General features: G+C 38.6%; 17 protein-coding genes. All 17 read left to right on the forward strand.

The genetic code is table 11. The features are described 5' to 3' along the window. The first annotated feature begins 103 nt into the window (after window positions 1-103). The 17 genes from hemH to ACRWQL_RS15605 all read left to right on the forward strand — a co-directional run bounded on the left by hemH (window position 104) and on the right by ACRWQL_RS15605 (window position 17,604). Window positions 104-1,117: a ferrochelatase gene (gene hemH / locus ACRWQL_RS15525; RefSeq protein ID WP_434931419.1), complete on the forward strand. Its 1,014-nt coding sequence runs from the start codon at window positions 104-106 to the stop codon at window positions 1,115-1,117. A gap of 589 nt (window positions 1,118-1,706) precedes the next feature. After that, window positions 1,707-2,036, forward strand: a complete 330-nt coding sequence (gene yciH, locus ACRWQL_RS15530; protein ID WP_226414092.1) for a stress response translation initiation inhibitor YciH — start codon at window positions 1,707-1,709, stop codon at window positions 2,034-2,036. A gap of 139 nt (window positions 2,037-2,175) precedes the next feature. Next, window positions 2,176-2,781, forward strand: a complete 606-nt coding sequence (locus ACRWQL_RS15535) for a YqgE/AlgH family protein (RefSeq protein WP_434926815.1) — start codon at window positions 2,176-2,178, stop codon at window positions 2,779-2,781. A 54-nt stretch (window positions 2,782-2,835) separates the two neighbouring features. Beyond that, entirely contained in the window at window positions 2,836-3,261 is a 426-nt protein-coding gene (gene ruvX / locus ACRWQL_RS15540; protein WP_434950885.1) for a Holliday junction resolvase RuvX, read from the forward strand. Window positions 3,262-3,394: 133 nt separating this feature from the next. Continuing rightward, complete coding sequence (locus ACRWQL_RS15545; RefSeq protein ID WP_434950887.1) at window positions 3,395-3,949, forward strand: DUF4136 domain-containing protein; 555 nt, start codon at window positions 3,395-3,397, stop codon at window positions 3,947-3,949. Window positions 3,950-4,237: 288 nt separating this feature from the next. Further along, a complete protein-coding gene (locus ACRWQL_RS15550; RefSeq protein ID WP_434950889.1) occupies window positions 4,238-6,973 on the forward strand; it encodes an SLBB domain-containing protein in 2,736 nt (911 codons plus the stop codon). A gap of 17 nt (window positions 6,974-6,990) precedes the next feature. Then, window positions 6,991-7,389 (forward strand): type II secretion system major pseudopilin GspG, encoded by a 399-nt coding sequence (gene gspG, locus ACRWQL_RS15555; RefSeq protein ID WP_434950890.1) that lies wholly within the window; start codon window positions 6,991-6,993, stop codon window positions 7,387-7,389. Next, window positions 7,386-9,056 carry a GspE/PulE family protein gene (locus ACRWQL_RS15560; protein WP_434950892.1) on the forward strand — a complete coding sequence of 557 codons (1,671 nt, stop codon included), beginning with the start codon at window positions 7,386-7,388 and terminating at the stop codon, window positions 9,054-9,056. Before gspG ends, ACRWQL_RS15560 begins: the two co-directional genes overlap by 4 nt. Before the next feature lie 2 nt (window positions 9,057-9,058). After that, window positions 9,059-10,255, forward strand: a complete 1,197-nt coding sequence (locus tag ACRWQL_RS15565; RefSeq protein ID WP_434950894.1) for a type II secretion system F family protein — start codon at window positions 9,059-9,061, stop codon at window positions 10,253-10,255. After that, the gene (locus ACRWQL_RS15570) at window positions 10,256-10,861 is read left to right on the forward strand and encodes a pilus assembly FimT family protein (protein WP_434950896.1); all 606 of its coding nucleotides are present in this window, start codon (window positions 10,256-10,258) and stop codon (window positions 10,859-10,861) included. Continuing rightward, window positions 10,851-11,273: a PulJ/GspJ family protein gene (locus tag ACRWQL_RS15575; protein WP_226414108.1), complete on the forward strand. Its 423-nt coding sequence runs from the start codon at window positions 10,851-10,853 to the stop codon at window positions 11,271-11,273. Before ACRWQL_RS15570 ends, ACRWQL_RS15575 begins: the two co-directional genes overlap by 11 nt. After that, on the forward strand, window positions 11,273-11,968 hold the full coding sequence (locus ACRWQL_RS15580) for a PulJ/GspJ family protein (RefSeq protein ID WP_434950898.1): 696 nt from the start codon (window positions 11,273-11,275) through the stop codon (window positions 11,966-11,968). The genes ACRWQL_RS15575 and ACRWQL_RS15580 overlap by 1 nt, the downstream gene beginning before the upstream one ends. A 3-nt stretch (window positions 11,969-11,971) precedes the next feature. Further along, entirely contained in the window at window positions 11,972-12,868 is an 897-nt protein-coding gene (locus ACRWQL_RS15585; RefSeq protein ID WP_434950900.1) for a hypothetical protein, read from the forward strand. 23 nt (window positions 12,869-12,891) lie between these two features. After that, window positions 12,892-14,118: a hypothetical protein gene (locus ACRWQL_RS15590; protein ID WP_434950902.1), complete on the forward strand. Its 1,227-nt coding sequence runs from the start codon at window positions 12,892-12,894 to the stop codon at window positions 14,116-14,118. An 11-nt stretch (window positions 14,119-14,129) separates the two neighbouring features. Then, window positions 14,130-14,684 carry a hypothetical protein gene (locus tag ACRWQL_RS15595; protein ID WP_226414116.1) on the forward strand — a complete coding sequence of 185 codons (555 nt, stop codon included), beginning with the start codon at window positions 14,130-14,132 and terminating at the stop codon, window positions 14,682-14,684. Then, window positions 14,684-15,358 (forward strand): hypothetical protein, encoded by a 675-nt coding sequence (locus tag ACRWQL_RS15600; protein ID WP_434950904.1) that lies wholly within the window; start codon window positions 14,684-14,686, stop codon window positions 15,356-15,358. Before ACRWQL_RS15595 ends, ACRWQL_RS15600 begins: the two co-directional genes overlap by 1 nt. 125 nt (window positions 15,359-15,483) lie before the next feature. Beyond that, a complete protein-coding gene (locus ACRWQL_RS15605; protein ID WP_434950906.1) occupies window positions 15,484-17,604 on the forward strand; it encodes a type II secretion system protein GspD in 2,121 nt (706 codons plus the stop codon). Window positions 17,605-17,740: the final 136 nt, after the last annotated feature.

Genomic DNA, 17,740 nt, shown 5'->3' on the forward strand with positions numbered 1-17,740 from the left:
TCAGTCGCATTTTTAATAAAAAATTGAGACAAGAGGATATTTTCCAAATATCCTCTTGTCATAAATAAATATATTCATCAGTTCATTATACTAGGAGCGAGCTTTGGCGCGATTTTCAGGGTTAGATAAAGAGACAGGGCACAGTGCTCGCGGTAAAACAGGCGTATTGTTGCTTAACCTAGGTACGCCTGACGCGCCTACCACCTCAGCCGTTAGACGTTATTTGGCAGAGTTTTTGGCCGATCCTCGTGTAGTCGAAATCCCTAAACTAGTATGGATGATGATCCTTCACGGTATTATATTACGCGTTCGTCCAGCAAAATCTGCCGCTTTATATAAGCAAATTTGGACTGAGAATGGTTCTCCGCTGCTGGCTATAAGTCAACAACAGCAGGCTAAGCTCGATAAGTTATTAGCTTCAAGCGGAATTGACGCTAGCGTTCACCTAGCCATGCGATATGGTTCACCCTCCGTCGCTTCAACTTTGCAAAAAATGCACAAGCAAGGAATTGATAATTTAGTGGTATTACCGCTTTATCCTCAATATGCCGCGCCCACAACGGCTTCGGCATTTGATGCAATCGCCAAAGAGTTATGCAAATGGCGTTACTTACCCGCATTACACTTTATTAATACCTATCATGATCATCCTGATTTAATCTCAGCACTGGCTAATTCAATTGAGCAAGATTTTGCTAAGCATGGCAAACCGCAAAAATTAGTGCTGTCCTATCACGGTATGCCGGAACGTAATTTACATCTAGGCGACCCTTACTATTGTTTTTGTATGAAAACCAGCCGTTTAGTGGTTGAGAAATTAGGCTTAACGGAAGACGATTACGTCGTTACTTTCCAATCTCGTTTCGGTAAAGCAAAGTGGTTACAGCCATATACTGACGTCACTATTGAAGCCTTACCTGCTAAAGGCATTAATAATATTGCTGTTATTTGCCCTGCATTTAGCGCTGACTGTTTAGAAACCTTAGAAGAAATTCAAGGGGAAAATCGTCACGTATTTGAAGGTGCTGGTGGCACAGACTTCAGATATATTGAATGTTTAAATGATAATGACGACCACATTCAAATGATGGCTAACATTGTAAAACCTTATTGTTAGAAACAGATCCCGGCCCACAAGCATTGCCGGGATGACGTATAGATGCATTGTCAGCATGACGTATAAAGTCTTTCGTCAGCCAGCATGCTTCCAATCAATCATCACCGAGTGCCCCTATTCGTCATCCCCGAGTGCTTTTGTCGGGGAGCTGCTTTTGTTTCAACTAAACACCATTAACACAGCATAAAAATGTACTTTCTCGCCTCATCTATCTCAATTTCATAAACTAAAACCATTGTTCCCAATCATCATTTCTTAAGCCTGCATACTTCCAATCCATCATCTTCAATGTTTTCAATGTTTTCAATGTTTCCAATGCATCATCATGAATGTTTCCCATGCGTCTTCAAATGATGGCTAACATTGTAAAACCTTATTGTTAGAAACAGATCCCGGCCCACAAGCATTACCGGGATGACGTTAGAAGCATCATCACGAATGCTTCCCATGCGTCATCCCCGAGTGCTTTTGTCGGGGATCTGCTTTTGTTTCAACTAAACACCATTAACACAGCATAAAAATTTACTTTCTCGCCTCATCTATCTCAATTTGATAAACTAAATCTATTGTAAAAAAGCACACATAAATTATGAAAATAGATCCTAATATAAGATTAGTATTCAGTACCGATAAAGGCCGTATTGAACCTGAAAAAGAAGTAGAAGCAGTACCCGATGGTGACGGCATAGTTCGGATCCATAAAGATACTAAAGGCCGTAAAGGCAAAGGTGTGAGTGTGCTAAAGGGCCTAGGTTTAGATCAAACTGAACTTAAAGCCTTAGCGCAGAAACTAAAAAAACAGTGTGGTTGTGGCGGTACTGTAAAAGATTTTGATATCGAGGTTCAAACAGATAACCGTGAACAATTGAAAACCCTATTAGAAAAAATGGGTTACACGGTGAAGCTAGCCGGTGGATAACCCCTTAAACATTAAGCCCCTAATATTCAAAGATAATGAATATCAAACGATTATTAAATAAAGTATTGGTTTATATACTTGTACACTCTGTTTCAATAAGTAAGTATTAGGGCTAGGTATTCAAGCAAAGGAAGTTATTATGGATGGTTCAGAAGTCAGTATTGCCAAAAAAAGCCGTCTTCAAGGTGACTGTTTACAAGGTTATCTATTAATTGCTATGCCATCGCTTGAAGAGACATTTTTTGAGCGCAGTGTTATCTACATTTGTGAGCATGATGAAAAAGGCGCAATGGGGTTGGTCGTGAATCGTCCCATTGGTCTTGAGCTCGAAGACTTACTAGAGCAAATGGGACTTAATCCTTCACCTGAGTCGGCTTTCTATATTAATTCTCAAGTATTATCGGGCGGCCCAGTGTCACCAGATCGTGGCTTTGTGCTTCATAGTCCACAGCCGAATTGGATTAATAGCCATCAGGTAACAGATTATTGCATGTTGACGACATCACGCGATGTATTATCAGCCATTGGTACTCAAAAATCGCCCGCAGATTACGTCGTCGCATTAGGTTATGCTGGTTGGGGAAAAGATCAATTAGAGCAAGAATTAGCAAACAATACCTGGTTAACCATTAAAGCAACTCCAGAATTGTTGTATACCAAAGACCCTGAGCATCTGTGGGATATCGCCTCTAAACAATTGGGCTTTGATATGTGGCAAATTTCATCTCAGGTAGGTCATGCTTGAGACAAGACTACGACACACTACGCTAAGTCTACATTATCTACCTGAAGGAACATCATGCAACCTCAAACCATATTAGGTTTTGACTATGGCACCAAAAGTATTGGTATCGCAATCGGCCAAGCTATAACCGCCAGTGCCAGTCCATTAATGTCGATTAAAGCGGTTGATGGCATTCCCAATTGGGACGATATTGGTAAGTTGATAACCGAATGGCAACCAGATCTAGTGGTAGTAGGATTACCGTTAAATATGGATGGTACAGAGCAAGAAATGACCCAGCGGGCACGTAAGTTTGCTAACCGCATTAATGGCCGCTTTGGTATAAAAGTAGCGACTCAAGATGAACGTCTAACAACGGCAGATGCCAAAGCCAGATTGTTTGAATTTGGTGGATTTAAAGCACTATCAAAAGGGCAAATTGATGCAGTTTCTGCGGTACTGATTGTCGAAAGTTACTTTGAAAATCAATTCGGAGACTAAACGGCTTTATCGTATTTTTAAATCAGACCTTTAGTTACCCGCAATAGTATTTAATTTATTGATTAAATGCTGAACTTGACAATCATTTAACTGTCTATAAGCTTGTGATTATTTAAATGTTTTTGGAGTTTGTATGAAAAAGTTAGTTTTAGCGATAGCAGTATTAGCCTTAAGTGCATGTAGCACATTAAAAACCAATACTGATTTTGACCCTGCTGTGTCATTTGACCAATATAAAACATTCACTTGGGTTGCAGCCAAAGAAGAAGACAAAGGTTATCACTTAGATGGATTACTTGATCAGCGAGTGAGAGATGCTGTCGATAGTCAAATGGCAGCTAAAGGGTTAACTAAAGTCGCAGCTGATGCGGATTTATTAGTTAACTACCTGACCAAAGTAGACAAAAAGATTAATGTCGATACGTTTAACAACAACTTTGGCTATAACCCATATTATGGACCAGGTTGGGGATGGAGTGGTTCAATGCACACTCAAACCACGGTGCGTGAGTATGAAGTCGGAACGTTAATAATTGATTTAATTGATAATAAAACGGGGAAGCTTGTATGGCGTGGTAGTGTTGAAGACACCATACGCGATCAAAATACGCCACAAGAGCGTGTAGAGATTATCAACAATGCCATTGGACATGTAATGTCCGCTTATCCTCCTCAGCTTAATAAGTAGCTTTGCAACAATCATCTACTTATTAGCAGACGTATCAAGTTAAAGATTTATCATCCGCTTACTGTAGCACTGACCATTTCTGTTGTTGAATCTAAATCAACTGCAGAAAAGGTCTGTGTGACAAATGATACAAAAAATGGCTTTAAATTAAACTTTATTTAACTAATGCCATCCCACCAGTCTTAATCGTTCGAATAAGGTATATTATCAGCCCACTTTTAGATATGATCTAATGCATATTAGCTTACTTAATCAATTTTAAAACATGAATCAGGTCGGAGATAACTGGTGTTAGATATAACCAAGAAACTACTCATAGCAAGTTTTGTCATCCTAAGTACTCTGAACTTGCCTGCACAGGCTATTACTCCATCACCTCAGATGATTGAGCAATTCAAAAAATTGCCACAGTCAGAGCAACAACGAATATCTCAACAGTACGGCATAGATCCATCAGTTTTGTCAGGTGGAGTGAAGCAGGATACTAAGGTGACGTCACCTGATGTGGTTGGTCAACGAAACTTTGAGGAAGCCGTCAATTCACAATTGAAACAAGAACAAGATTTAGATTTTACTGAAGACTCAGATAAAAACGAATTAAAACGCTTCGGATACAATATGTTTGCCGGCGAGCCATCTACATTTGCACCAGTTTCCGACGTGCCAGTGCCAAATGAATATATGGTAGGCCCTGGAGACGTTATTAACGTTCAATTATTTGGTAAAGAAAATAAAGAATACAAATTAACTATCAATCGCGATGGCACAATTCAATTCCCTGAACTTGGGCCCATATCTGTAAATGGGCTGAACTTTGCTGCATTACGCCAACAGTTACAGCAGCAGATTAAAAGCCAAATGATCGGTATTGAATCTAATATTTCCATGGGAGAGTTACGTTCAATTAGAATTTTTGTTGCTGGGGATGCATACAAGCCTGGTTCATACACAGTATCTAGTTTATCAACTATTACTCAAGCATTGTTTGTTTCAGGCGGAGTGAATGAAATAGGTAGCTTACGTAACGTTCAGGTCAAACGTAGCGGTAAATTGATTGGTAAGTTTGACCTATATGATCTGCTATTAAGAGGCGATGCCTCTGGTGATATTAATCTCCGTTCAGGTGACGTGGTATTTATTCCTTCTGTTGGTGGATTAGTCTCTATTACAGGTGAAGTTCGTCGCCCAGCAATATATGAACTTAGCCCAGGTGAAACTATTGCTGATGTTGTTGATATGGCCGCTGGCGTGAAAAGTGGCAGTTATTCACAATTGACAAGTGTAGAAAGATTTAATAAAAGTGGTTTGAAAACAATAGTAAATGTTGATTTAACATCTGCAAATGGTCGTCAAGTTAAAGCAAAGGCAGGGGATTACGTTTGGGTTAAAAATTCATCTCCTCAATTTGAAAATGCCGTCACTATAGTTGGTGCAGTTGTCCGCCCGGGTAAATATCAATGGAGCCCAAACACTAAAGTGAGTGACTTATTGCCTTCTATATGGGGCGATCTAGCAGCGACAGCTGATTTAGATTATGCCCTAGTTATAAGGGAGCTTAATAAGTATGGTGATATCGAAGTACATCAATTCTCACTAGGAAAGGCAATAAGTGATAACTACTCGGTTGACAATATAAGTTTAACCGCTAGGGATAGAATAATTGTATTTAATTTTAACGATGACACTTTAAATCGTTATGAATTAAATAAACTTGTTCAAGATAGGGTTAAAAAAGTTAATAGCTTACGGGGCGATAACTTAGTTGGTAATGATGCTTTCCAAAGTGGTTTTAATTTAGTAAGTAATAAAGGTAACTCACAATACAAAGATGAAATTGCCGGTGTAGTTGTTACTGAACAACAAAATATTGAACAAGATACGGTCAGAAACGAAGTAGAAAAAATGCTTGTTAATCTTTTCGACGACAAAGACTTAATTGCTTTAAGTAAGTCGATGAGAAGAAGTGAATTACTCTTTCCCGTGATCAGCAAGCTCACACAACAACGAAAAGTGCGTGAGGGTGTTCAAATTGTTTCCGTTACTGGTAAAGTACGCCATCCCGGTATTTACCCTCTGTCACAAAATGCTCGAGTTAAAGATTTAATTCTAGCAGGAGGCGGCCTTCAAGAAGGTGCCTATGTCGAGAGAGCTGAGTTAACAAGAGAGAATAATACCAATGCTCAAGCAGACATCATGCATTCTAATATTAGTATTAGTGGTGTTTTTGATAATGCAGCCGAAGATAACCTAGTGTTACAAAGCCGGGATATGTTAAATGTTTTAACAACACCTGAATGGCAAGAATCAAAATTAATTGAAGTGCGTGGCGAAGTTAAGTTTCCTGGTTCTTATAATATTCGTCGTGGTGAAAAGTTATCAGATGTATTAATTAGAGCTGGTGGCTTTACTGATTATGCTTACCCTAGCGCCGCAGTTTTTGTGAGGCAGTCAATTAGACAGCAAGAACAGATTGAAATTAAAAAGTTAGCCGATCAGTTGCGAAGAGATATTGCTACTAGAGGGGTATCTAAAGATGGCACGTTAATTAACTATGCTGATGCACAATTAATGCTTACCGATCTTGAAAATATCAAGGCTGTAGGAAGATTAGTTGTTGATTTAAGTGCTATTAATGTTGGAATACCTGAAGCAGATATTCAGCTTGAAGAAAGTGACATATTGTACGTACCATCGACTAAACAAACTGTCGCCGTTATGGGTGAAGTGCAGCATCCTGCTACCCACAGATTTAAAAATGGACTAACACTTGATAACTACTTAGCTATGTCTGGTGGATCAAGAGAGCGTGGCGATGCAGACAGAATCTATATCATTAAAGCAGATGGTTCTGTGGTATTACCGACAAAGAGTTTATGGTTTAGCTCTGATGAGCTTATACAAGCCGGTGATACTGTAATTGTTCCTCTTAATACTGAGTATAAAGATAACTTAACCCTATGGACTCAGGTAACTCAGGTTATTTACAACTCTGCAGTGGCTTTGGCTACTATTGCGACACTGTAAGCATTATGGAATTTGAAATGAAAAAAATACAAAAAGGTTTTACGTTAATTGAACTGTTGATTGTGATTGTCATCTTAGGGTTACTAATGTCACTAGTTGCGCCTACTATGTTTTCAAAAGTTGAATCAAGTAAGTCAAAAACAGCAATGGTGCAAATGGAGATGATTGCTACCTCTCTTGATACTTATCGCCTTGATATAGGTAACTATCCAAAGTCATTAGAAGAGCTAAGAAGCTCAACTAATCCTAAATGGGATGGCCCATATTTACCTAAAAACGTACCATTAGACCCATGGAATAATCCTTATATTTATTCAGTACCTGGTGAGAATGGCGAGCCCTATACAATGAAATCCTATGGTAAAGACGGACAAATTGGTGGCGAAGGTGATAATGCGGAAATCGTCTACAAATGATCGATGTTAATTCTTTATTACATCAAGAGTTTCAGATATCTCAAACAGACTTAGATAAAGCCCTAACCTTTCAAAAGAAGTATGCTGGCAGGCTAGAGCATATTTTGATAAACATGGGAGCATTATCAGAAGATCTGCTCCCGAGTTTTTACGCAAAAGTACTTGATGTTGATATTTTTGAGGCTGATAACTTTCAGAATATAGAGATAGCAACATTAAAAAGCTTCGCTGTAAATAATGAGTTGTCTGCTTTTAATTGGTTTGTGATAGAGAAGCTGGAAACAACTGAACAGCATTACTTAGCTATCACCAGTGATCCATTTTCTGTCGAAGCTAACCAGTTTTTGAGCCAGAATAACATTCTGGTCAAGGTCAAAGTTGCCTCTGAAGAACAAATACAGTCAATTAAGGTTTTGTTTGCTAAAGCCGACACTGCTGATATTTCTATAGTAGAAGAGTTATCTGATCTTGAAGAAGATAGATTAAGGGAGTTGGCTGGTGAAGCGCCAACAGTTAACCTATTAAACTCATTAATTTCTCGTGCGCTAAAAGCTAGGGCATCAGACATGCATCTTGAGCCTATTGGAAATCGCTACCGAGTGAGATTTCGAATTGATGGCGTGCTTAAAGAGGCTGACTGGATTGCTCCAAGAATGCGTCTACCTGTTGCTTCTAGACTTAAAATTTTGTCTGGAATGGATATTGCCGAAAAACGCCGTCCTCAGGATGGCAAAATAGGCATGAAGATATCAAATGAAGACCTTGATATTCGAGTATCTGTTTTACCTTTGCATGATGGCGAAAGTATTGTAATGCGCTTTTTAAGGCAAGATGCTATTAGCTACAGTATGGATATGCTTGGGCTTTCTGCCGATATTGAAAAAAACATTCGTGAAGATATTGCTAAAACCGCAGGCGTGATATTGCTAACAGGCCCGACAGGTTCTGGTAAAACAACAACCTTATATACATTCTTAAATGCCATAAATGATGAAACAATTAAAATCATCACGTTAGAAGATCCTGTTGAGTATCAGATTGAAGGTATTAATCAGGTACAAATTCAATCTAGTATCGGCTTTGATTTTGCTGCCGGATTAAGAAGTATTGTCAGGCAAGATCCCGATGTAATCATGCTCGGGGAAATTCGTGACAAAGAAACGGCTCAAGTTGCAATGCAATCTGCTTTAACTGGGCATTTAGTGTTTTCGACAGTGCATACAAATGACGCTTCAAGTGCCTATACCCGTTTGCTTGACCTAGGTGCTGAAGAGTATTTACTCAATGCCGCTATTATTTCGATAATAGCCCAGCGCCTTGTTAGAAAACTATGCGTACACTGCAGTCAACCAGATACTAATCAAGACGCTAATATTGTGAAATATAATTTGCAGCCTCTAGCGGATGCCTATGGTTCTAAAATTCAACTGCATACAGCTGTTGGGTGTGAACATTGCTCAAATACTGGATACCGAGGACGTATTGGCATTATTGAGTATCTGCGATGTGATGACGCTATCAAAACATTACCCAAAGATGAAAACTTTCCAACCAATGCAGTTCGTTTAAATCAAGATCGTGGCGGTCGAACACTTTTACAGGACGGCTTTATAAAGGCTATTGATGGCCAAACGACAATAGAAGAAGTGATTCGAGTAGCAGGATAATTATGGCACTGTTTGAATATAAAGCTTATGACAGCAATGGTTCTATAATTCAGAGCGAAGTCACTGCAGAAACGCTTGAGTCTGCAAAGCAAAAGCTGCTTATAGAAAAGCTTATTATTGTAAATATTAGCGAAAAAATCGCCAAAGATCCCTTCCACTTAGGTTTGTCCCAAAAACTAAGTTTAGATGAGCTTGAGTTTATTACCTCTGAATTGTCACTTCTATTAAGAAGTGGAGTTAAGATTGATAAAAGCCTACATATTTTAAGTAAAGGTAAAAGTAATACACCTTCAGGGAAATTGTTAACCGCTTTATCACAATCAGTTAAGCGAGGTGAGTCTCTATCAGAGGCTTTCTCACGCCACCCTGATTTCGACAATCTATATGTCAATCTTGTCAAAATAGGAGAGGCTAGTGGTGAACTCAGCAAAGTATTTGCAGGATTAGCCCGTGACTTGATTTTCAGGAAAGAATTAAAAAGTAAAATTATTCAATCACTAACTTATCCAAGTGTTATTTTAGTGGTTTGTATCTTAGCTATTTTATTTGTTTTCAACTTTATCGTACCTCAAATGGGTGGCTTGTTTGATGGTAATGACAACTTACCTTTTTATACACTATTTTTACTAGACGCTAGTCGATGGATGCAATCCTACCAGTTGTTTTTAATTGGTGGTGTGCTTACATTTATTATAGGTATCAAAATAGCATTACAAAAAGGATTGATTAATGAACAGTTTGATGAGTTGTTAATTAAGCTACCTTTATTCAAATCAGCCGTGCATCAAATAGAGCGCATTAGGTTTAATACCAGCATGTCACTTATGTTAGACGCTGGCGTTCAACTTGACACTGCGATAGAACTTGCTGCAGGAACAGTTAAAAACAAATTTTTGAGAAATGGCTTGTTGTCTGCAAAATCAAAAGTGAAGCGCGGTGTAAGCTTAACTGAGGCGTTAAGTGCTAGCCCTATTTACCCTGACTTTTTCATTTCATTACTTGAGGTGGGTGAAGAAAGTGGACAGCTTACTCCCGTTTTTGAAGAAATTGCCAACAGAAGTCGTAATGACTTTGGTAGTTGGACGAGTAAAGTCACCAGCTTACTCGAGCCTTTAATGATTTTATTGATGGGAGGCATTGTTGGATCTGTCGTTGTGGTGATGTTGCTAAGCATTATGTCGGTTAATGACGGTTTTTAAATGAGCTTATTTATTAATTCTCTCAATAAAAACCAGACAGTTAAAAAAGGTATTGCTGGGGTAACACTGATTGAGTTGCTTGTTGTTATAGTGCTTCTTGGAATAACAATTACATTAGTTGGGCCGTTTACGTTTAAGCAAATAGAAAGCTCAAAGGCGCGTAATGAGCAGCTTTCTCTCCAACGCTGGCTACAGAAACAGAGCTTCTATGCCTTTACAAGTCAAAGTAACATAACAATTAAATTTGATGGTAAAGCAATATACAGCGTTGTAGAGCCTCAAACCTCACCGTTAGAACAGCAATTGTTAAATCACAATGCTAACCAGGATACAGCATCTCTAGTAGCAAAAAATCAGCTTACAACTGAAACAAATTCTCGTTTTAAAAGTATAGATGACTTCCTGCAATTTGATGACAATCAGCAAGACTTAACCAATGTATTGATACCAACGCATACCTTTGATTTCATTTTTTTTGAACCGCAGCAGCTTAATATTAATAATCATGGCTACTTCGATACAGGTATTTTAACTTATAGGATTAGAGGCGTAATTGTTGAGTTAAATGTATTAGACCTAATTGAAGGTGTCTCTAATGAGTCATAAACAACAAGGTTTCACCCTTATTGAAGTGTTAATTGCGGCAACAATATTATTTGCCGTTATAGGTGCTGTTAGCCAAACATATCAAGGGGCATTAATTGCTAGCACTAAAGCGACTAGAAGTGCTGAATTGTTGGGCGTTACGCCATTATTACTCGACACAATAAGGTTTAGGCTTAAATTAGAAAATAAAACTAATACCATTAATGATGAGGGCATTATTAATGGTTTTGAGTTTTATTGGACAGCAACCGTTATTGAAAAAGGCTCTCCACCATCAAGATTTAGTCCTGAGGATGGTGAGATAATTAACTTTAACGATAAGTTTTATATTTGGGAAGTTGAGTTAACCTTGAAAAAACAGGACTTCACCAAATCTTTTGTGTTTAATGAGTTAACCTGGGGTGCTATGTAATGTTCATTCGACATAGCAGCGTAAGCCGTGGTTTTACATTAATAGAATTGCTAATAGCAATGCTCGTCATGAGTATGGTTATGTATGTGGGGAGTTTGAGTTTTGCCACTTTTAGTCAGCGATGGCAAAAAGATGTTGGTAGTTTCAATTATGAAGTTAATAAAGCTAAAAACTTAGTACTTTTACAACAAATGTTGCGTGGCATTTCAAATTATATTGTCAAAAATGATGACGATAAGATGATTTATTTTTTCCAAGGTAACGCTAAATATTTATTGTTTGTCACTAATAATCCTCTTTTTAACTCTGGAAGTCCCGCACTTGTAAGGTTAAGTGTTAGGGTTCAAGAGGATGGCAAGCAACAACTTAAATACGAAGAGTCCTCATTTGAGCATAACCCGTTAATCAACGCTGCAAAACTGCCTCAGCCTGAATTCAGTAAAGTATTATTTACCGATGATAATATTAGATTTAATTTTTATGGCTGGGAAAGTCAAAATCAGAGAGCAGCTTTTTTTGAAGGGGAGGAGGAAGTTGCTCCTAAGTGGCTTGCTGAATACTTTTCAGACAAAACAGGAATGTTACCTTATGCAGTTAACATTACCTGGGCAGAAAACGAGCCAATTATATTTCCATTAGCCAACGATAATGCCTACCAACTATTGTTTAGTCACAACGTAAAAGATAATGGTTAACCTATGCATATTCTAATAGCCTCACCTCGCCAGTTAAGGGCTTGCCAATCTTTTCAACAAGGTATCGCTTTGATACAGGTATTATTGCTAAGTGCTATTTTAGCAATGATGGCGCTGCATTTTACCTTATCAAGTCGGCAGCAGGTTAACATTGCAACTGATTTACAAAATAAAATAGACGCTGAAGTTCAAATGCGCACGTTAGAAAGTAAGGTGCTTTTTGCTTTACTTACACTGCCAAGAAGCGAGCTAGAACAAGATGAACAACAAAGTAATGTGATAGGCCGTAACTGGAATTTTTTTGGAAAGCCTTTTAAAGCCGCCAATAATGCCACTGTAAGTTTTCAAGATATTAATGGTTTGCTGTCTGTTTATGGCACGGCATATAGCCAACCTTTAGAGCGTTTGTTACTGCAATTTGGTCAGTCATCGCAACAAGCAAAAATTATTCTTTCCAATTTACACCATTGGCAAGGTTTGACCAGAGAGAGTTTTAATCGTGCTGAAAACCAGCAAGTACGCGGCGATTATCTGGCAAATGTGGCTGAACTCAAATTGATAGCCGGTATTGACGACATTCTTTATGAAAAACTTGCACCTGTAGTAACAACATTGCAGAATGTGCTGTTTAATCCTATGACAGCACCGCTGCCAGTACTGGACGTGCTTATGCCTGCTGATATAGCACAAGAGGTTGAGCGGTTACGTCAAGAAGGGCTGCTAACAAAGCAGCGGTTCACCGAGCTGACCCAAATTGTTGAAGATGACACCATTACATTCGCGCCCGGTCGTCGGCAATTTATAAATATGAACGTACAGGTAGGTCATTCAATAGTTACTCGTCGTATGGTTGTCTATATTCGCCCAGAGAATCAGATCCCTTTAGTATGGTTCCAGTAATCGTTAAACTTTAAGAGCAAAAAATGCGCAATGTTATTGATAACCTTTTAAATAAAATAAAAACAATCGTTTTAAATCAGGTTATATATCTTGATTCAACAGCTTTTCGCTTTCACAAAAATGACGATCGAGCAGATGGGGTTTACTCATTTATTCCGTTAGAAAGTGTTCAAGATGACACGCAAATTCCTAAATCAGTAGTGACTATCTTAAGTCGCAATTGCTACCATGAGCACGTGCAGTGGTATCCAATTACTAAAAAATCTGATGTGTTGAAGGTGGTTAAATTACAGTCGCAAACTTCGACTTTGCCTGTTTTATTTATTATCGGCAAAGTATTCAATGGCCAAACTCCGGTCACTTATTATCATCTTAATGATTTATCTACCAAGGTGAACTCCTGGTTAATGGTGCCGGAAACTAGCCTGCTGTCACAACCATTTGTAGCTGAAACACTAATAAGCTATCAAACCTTATCGCCTTCCAATACTGTTTTTATAGCAAAAGGGGTGTCTGGTAGTTCATCCACTTTGAAAGGAGGCGTTATTCAAAGTGATCAACAGTTCGCTATGTCAACGGGTGTTGTTCTAACCAATAGGGTGACATTAGCAACAGATGAGCATGCAAAAATATTAAACATGCAGATGAAAAAGCTCTATAAAATTTCGTTATCGGGGTTATTTAGCAAAGCAAGGTTGTCATCAGCAAGCTTTACCACATTATTTTCAAAACTAGTTTTGCCTACACTTGCCGTTATAACCGTCTATTTAGTGCTATCAGTTCAAATATCCAGTGTGATTGCACAGCACACCAAAAGTGAATTAAGCGCTGCAACAAAAGAGGCTAATGAAGTCTTAAACCAGTATAATCAAATCAACAATATGATTGCACGGTATAAGCTAGTGGCAGATAAAGTGCCAGTACGTACCGAGCTACTGGCTGTTTGGCAAGTATTAGCGCCTTTATATCAATCAGGCATGACCATCAGCTCTGTGCGTCAGAATCAACAAAAAATCACCTTACAATTCTCAGCGGCGTCAGCTTCTAATTCATTACAATTATTAATACAACAACCAGGTGTAACCAATGCCAGTTTTGTCGGGCCAGTAAATCGCCAGGGCAACTTTGACACAGCTACCGTGTTATTTGAGCTAGCAACAATTGAAATCGATGAACAGTCTGTTGAAGTGCAGCTAGGTTCTGACGAGTTATCATCAAACGAAATATCGTTAACTGCGGAGGAACGTTAATGCAGGAGTTAATGAAGTATAAACATTATTTACTGTTGATTGGGTTGCTCATTTTAATCAAATATATTTGGTTACCATTATGGGACTCAAAACAAGACAACTGGCAAAATCAGCAGTATTTACAGTCTAATTTGAATAAGACCCGTGCTTTATTAGCGATAAAACAAGACATGAGCCATGCCCACATGGTTATGTCACAGCGTTTAGCCGAGGCTGAGTCGGGTTTAGCATCAACCGATAACCTTATTAGCTATAAGTTAACTACGCAGTCTAATTTAGAGAAGTTATTTAAACGATTTGACATAGTCATCAGTAACTCTACATGGCGCGATGGCTTAATTGATGAAGGTGTTCAATCTTTGTTCTTAGATATACGTTATAGTGGGTCGTTGATCCAGTATCTAAGCTTTTTAGATGACCTACAGCAAGGTGAGCAATATTCAAATATTACTATCGATACCAATCAGATTAATGTCAGCGGTCAGTCTGCAGATAATCTTGGCTCTATTAATGGGGCTATGTCGTTAAGTTTGGCTGTCAAGATAACTTCAGTGGAGGAGCTGTAATGTCAGTACTTTCTTTCGATAATGCAGTTGATTCAGACAGTCATAATAAATTACCAACTATGTTCGCCACTAAGTTAAAAACCGTATTAATGGCATTAGCGTGCGTAATCACTTTATTACTGGTTGACTACATGTTGTCGCCATCGGCGGAGCAATTTGGCGAGTCAGACCTACTGCCTGAACTTCCGCAATCTCTCAAAGCAAAGGCTTCTGCTACATTGGGCCAGCAGGTTATCGCTCAGTATAATCAGTTTGAAAAACCTGAGGTGGCAGAAGTTGTTGAAGATAAGCAAAACAGCACAACTGAACAACATCTCTCAATTGAACAACAAAATAAACAGTCCGGTTTATTACGCCAACTGTATATGGGTAATGTCATTTACCGCTTGAGTGGTATTGTTAAGTCAACCAATGCCAATAACCAATATAAAGCAGCTCTCAGTTTGACATACCTAGACACAGCACCCGAGCGCTTGGCTATAGAAGTTAATGACAGCAATGAAAGCCAGAAAAAAATAGATAAAAAAGACAAACCTTATGTCACTCTGGTTCAAGGTGAAAGGTTAAATAAATATGTGGTTGAGTCCGTCAGTCACAAACGTATTGTGTTAAATGATAATGGCCGCAGGCTTTGGTTGGAATTATTTCTACAATCAGAAACAAGTGAAAATTGATTTAAAGGCCAATTTTTGCAATTATCGCCAAACCAAACGCGCAAGGGTTTGGTTTCTTTCTTAATTGGTATCTATTTATTTTTTATAAAGCCATAAAAATTAACTGTTAATAGCAAAATAGACGAATGAAAACTAAAGTGGAAATTTTAAATATGCCAGATCAAACGGCTAAAACAAGCTTCAAAATACAACGACTTTTAGGTCAGCTAAAAGTCGTTATGCTAGTGTCTAGTAGCATAATGCTTATTAATGGGTGTGCCAATAGTCAACAAGCCGATAATCGGCCCGCTAAAAAGTTAGACTCATCATACCTTGTTAGCACTCATGTTGACGGGAAACCTGTCGTCAACAACAATGCCGTGGTTCAAGAGAGTCTTAACGAACAAGATGTCAATACTTCGCTGATAAGAGTGCCATCGTTAGTTAAAAATAAAGTCGGCTTCAGCAATGATGAAGCAATTGCAGACAGTTTTTCGGCGCAACCGACTATGACTATCGCAGCTGACAACATGCCATTAAATGACTTTTTGCATTACTCTTTTGGTGAACTGTTGCAAACAAGTTATGTGTTAAGCCAAAACCTAGCAGACGATTCAAATTCAGTAACGTTAAATTTACAAGAAAAAATCAGTCCACAAAAATTGTTTAGTTTAGTTGAGCAATTATTGCTGCAGCGCAACATTGGTATTAAAAGGCAGAATGAGGTTTTATACATACACAAACTCGGCGCCGAAAGTGGTCAAGCTACCGCTGTGGGCTATGGGCGTACAGTAGACAGTGTGCCAAATGCAATCAATGTTCAGCAAATAGTGCCATTAAGGTATTTAATTAATACCAACTCACTGGCCACATTAAGAGATATTACCGGTGTAGGCACGGCTGCTGATGTGTCTCAAGGGGTATTGTTTTTAACTGGAACCAGAGATCAAGTGGTACGTTCGCTTGAATTATTAGTATTACTTGACTCACCCGGCAGCATCAGCCGAAATATTGGTTTTTTAAAATTAATGTATGTCGATACTGACACCTTTATAAAAGCAATTACTGAAATTTTGCAAAATGAAGGCATTATGGGAGAAGGCAGTAGTAGAGATAACCGTATCTCCCTAGTGCCTATTAGCCAATTGGGTGCGGTGGCCGTTTTTGCAAGTGAAGCAGACTTTATCAACAGGGTAGAGTTTTGGGCTAAACAAATCGATAAACCAAGCAAAGGTAACGAAAAACAATATTTTGTTTATACGCCTAAATTTGCCAGGGCATCGGATCTTGGCCAAAGTGTATCAGCGTTAATCTCAGGCAGAAGCGTGTCAAGCCAGCAGGCTGAACAATCTTCTGTAGATAAAGCTGCCGCAATAGAAAATACCGCTGCTAACCAATCAAAAATAAGCAGCGCAAGTAACGCTGAAATCAATATGGTGGTTGATGAGCGATCAAATGCATTGATATTTTATACCTCAGGCCCAGAGTACCAATCCATACTGCCATTGGTTTCTCGCCTAGATGTTATGCCAAAACAAGTGGTGCTAGAGGTGTCTATTGTTGAGGTGACATTAACTGAAGAATTTAAGTTTGGGGTTGATATGGCATTTAGCTCAGGTAACTTTAACTTAAGTAACGCTTTTGGCGCTGCTGAAATTGGTGGCTCGGTGTTAAAGTGGGCCAGTGGCGGCAACAGTATTGACGCCCAGGCTTTTGAAAGTAATAAATGGGTCAATGTGTTATCTAAGCCTAGCTTACTAGTAAGAGATGGTGTTTCAGCCACAATTCAAGTCGGTACCGATATTCCGGTTGTGGGTAAAACAACCACAGACCCAACCAATGGTGTCACTAAGTCAGTAGAGTATCGTAAAACCGGTATTGAATTAACCGTAACACCAACTATTAATGCCCAGGGCGTGGTAATAATGACCATAAGTCAAAGTAACTCTAATCAAGTCGATGGCGGCGCTGATGTAGAAGGTAACCCACAAATATTTGAGCGCAGTATTGATACTGAAGTGGTTGCTGAAAGTGGTCAAACGGTTATTTTAGGCGGTTTAATCAGCGAAAACTCGAATGATAATAAATCTGGCTTACCCTGGTTAAGCCAAATCCCCGTTTTTGGTAACTTATTTGGCACCACAACAGAAAGTAAAGTGAAAACTGAGCTGGTAATAATGGTGACCCCAAAAGTAATTCAGCGCAGCGATGAGTGGAATGAAGTGAAAGAGCAGTTCTCAAAGGGACTGCAATTCATTGAACTTTAATGTGTTTTAAATTTGATGTTAAATATATGTTATTGTGGTTTTTTTTATGTTGCAGTTGTTTGCAATAGCGGTTTCTCTTATAATCAATCCACTGGTTTTTATAAGGCCTGATTAACGGAATTAACTTTTTAAAAGT

Origin of the sequence: Shewanella sp. HL-SH4 (genome assembly GCF_051164845.1) — a bacterium.
GTDB lineage: Bacteria > Pseudomonadota > Gammaproteobacteria > Enterobacterales > Shewanellaceae > Shewanella > Shewanella glacialimarina.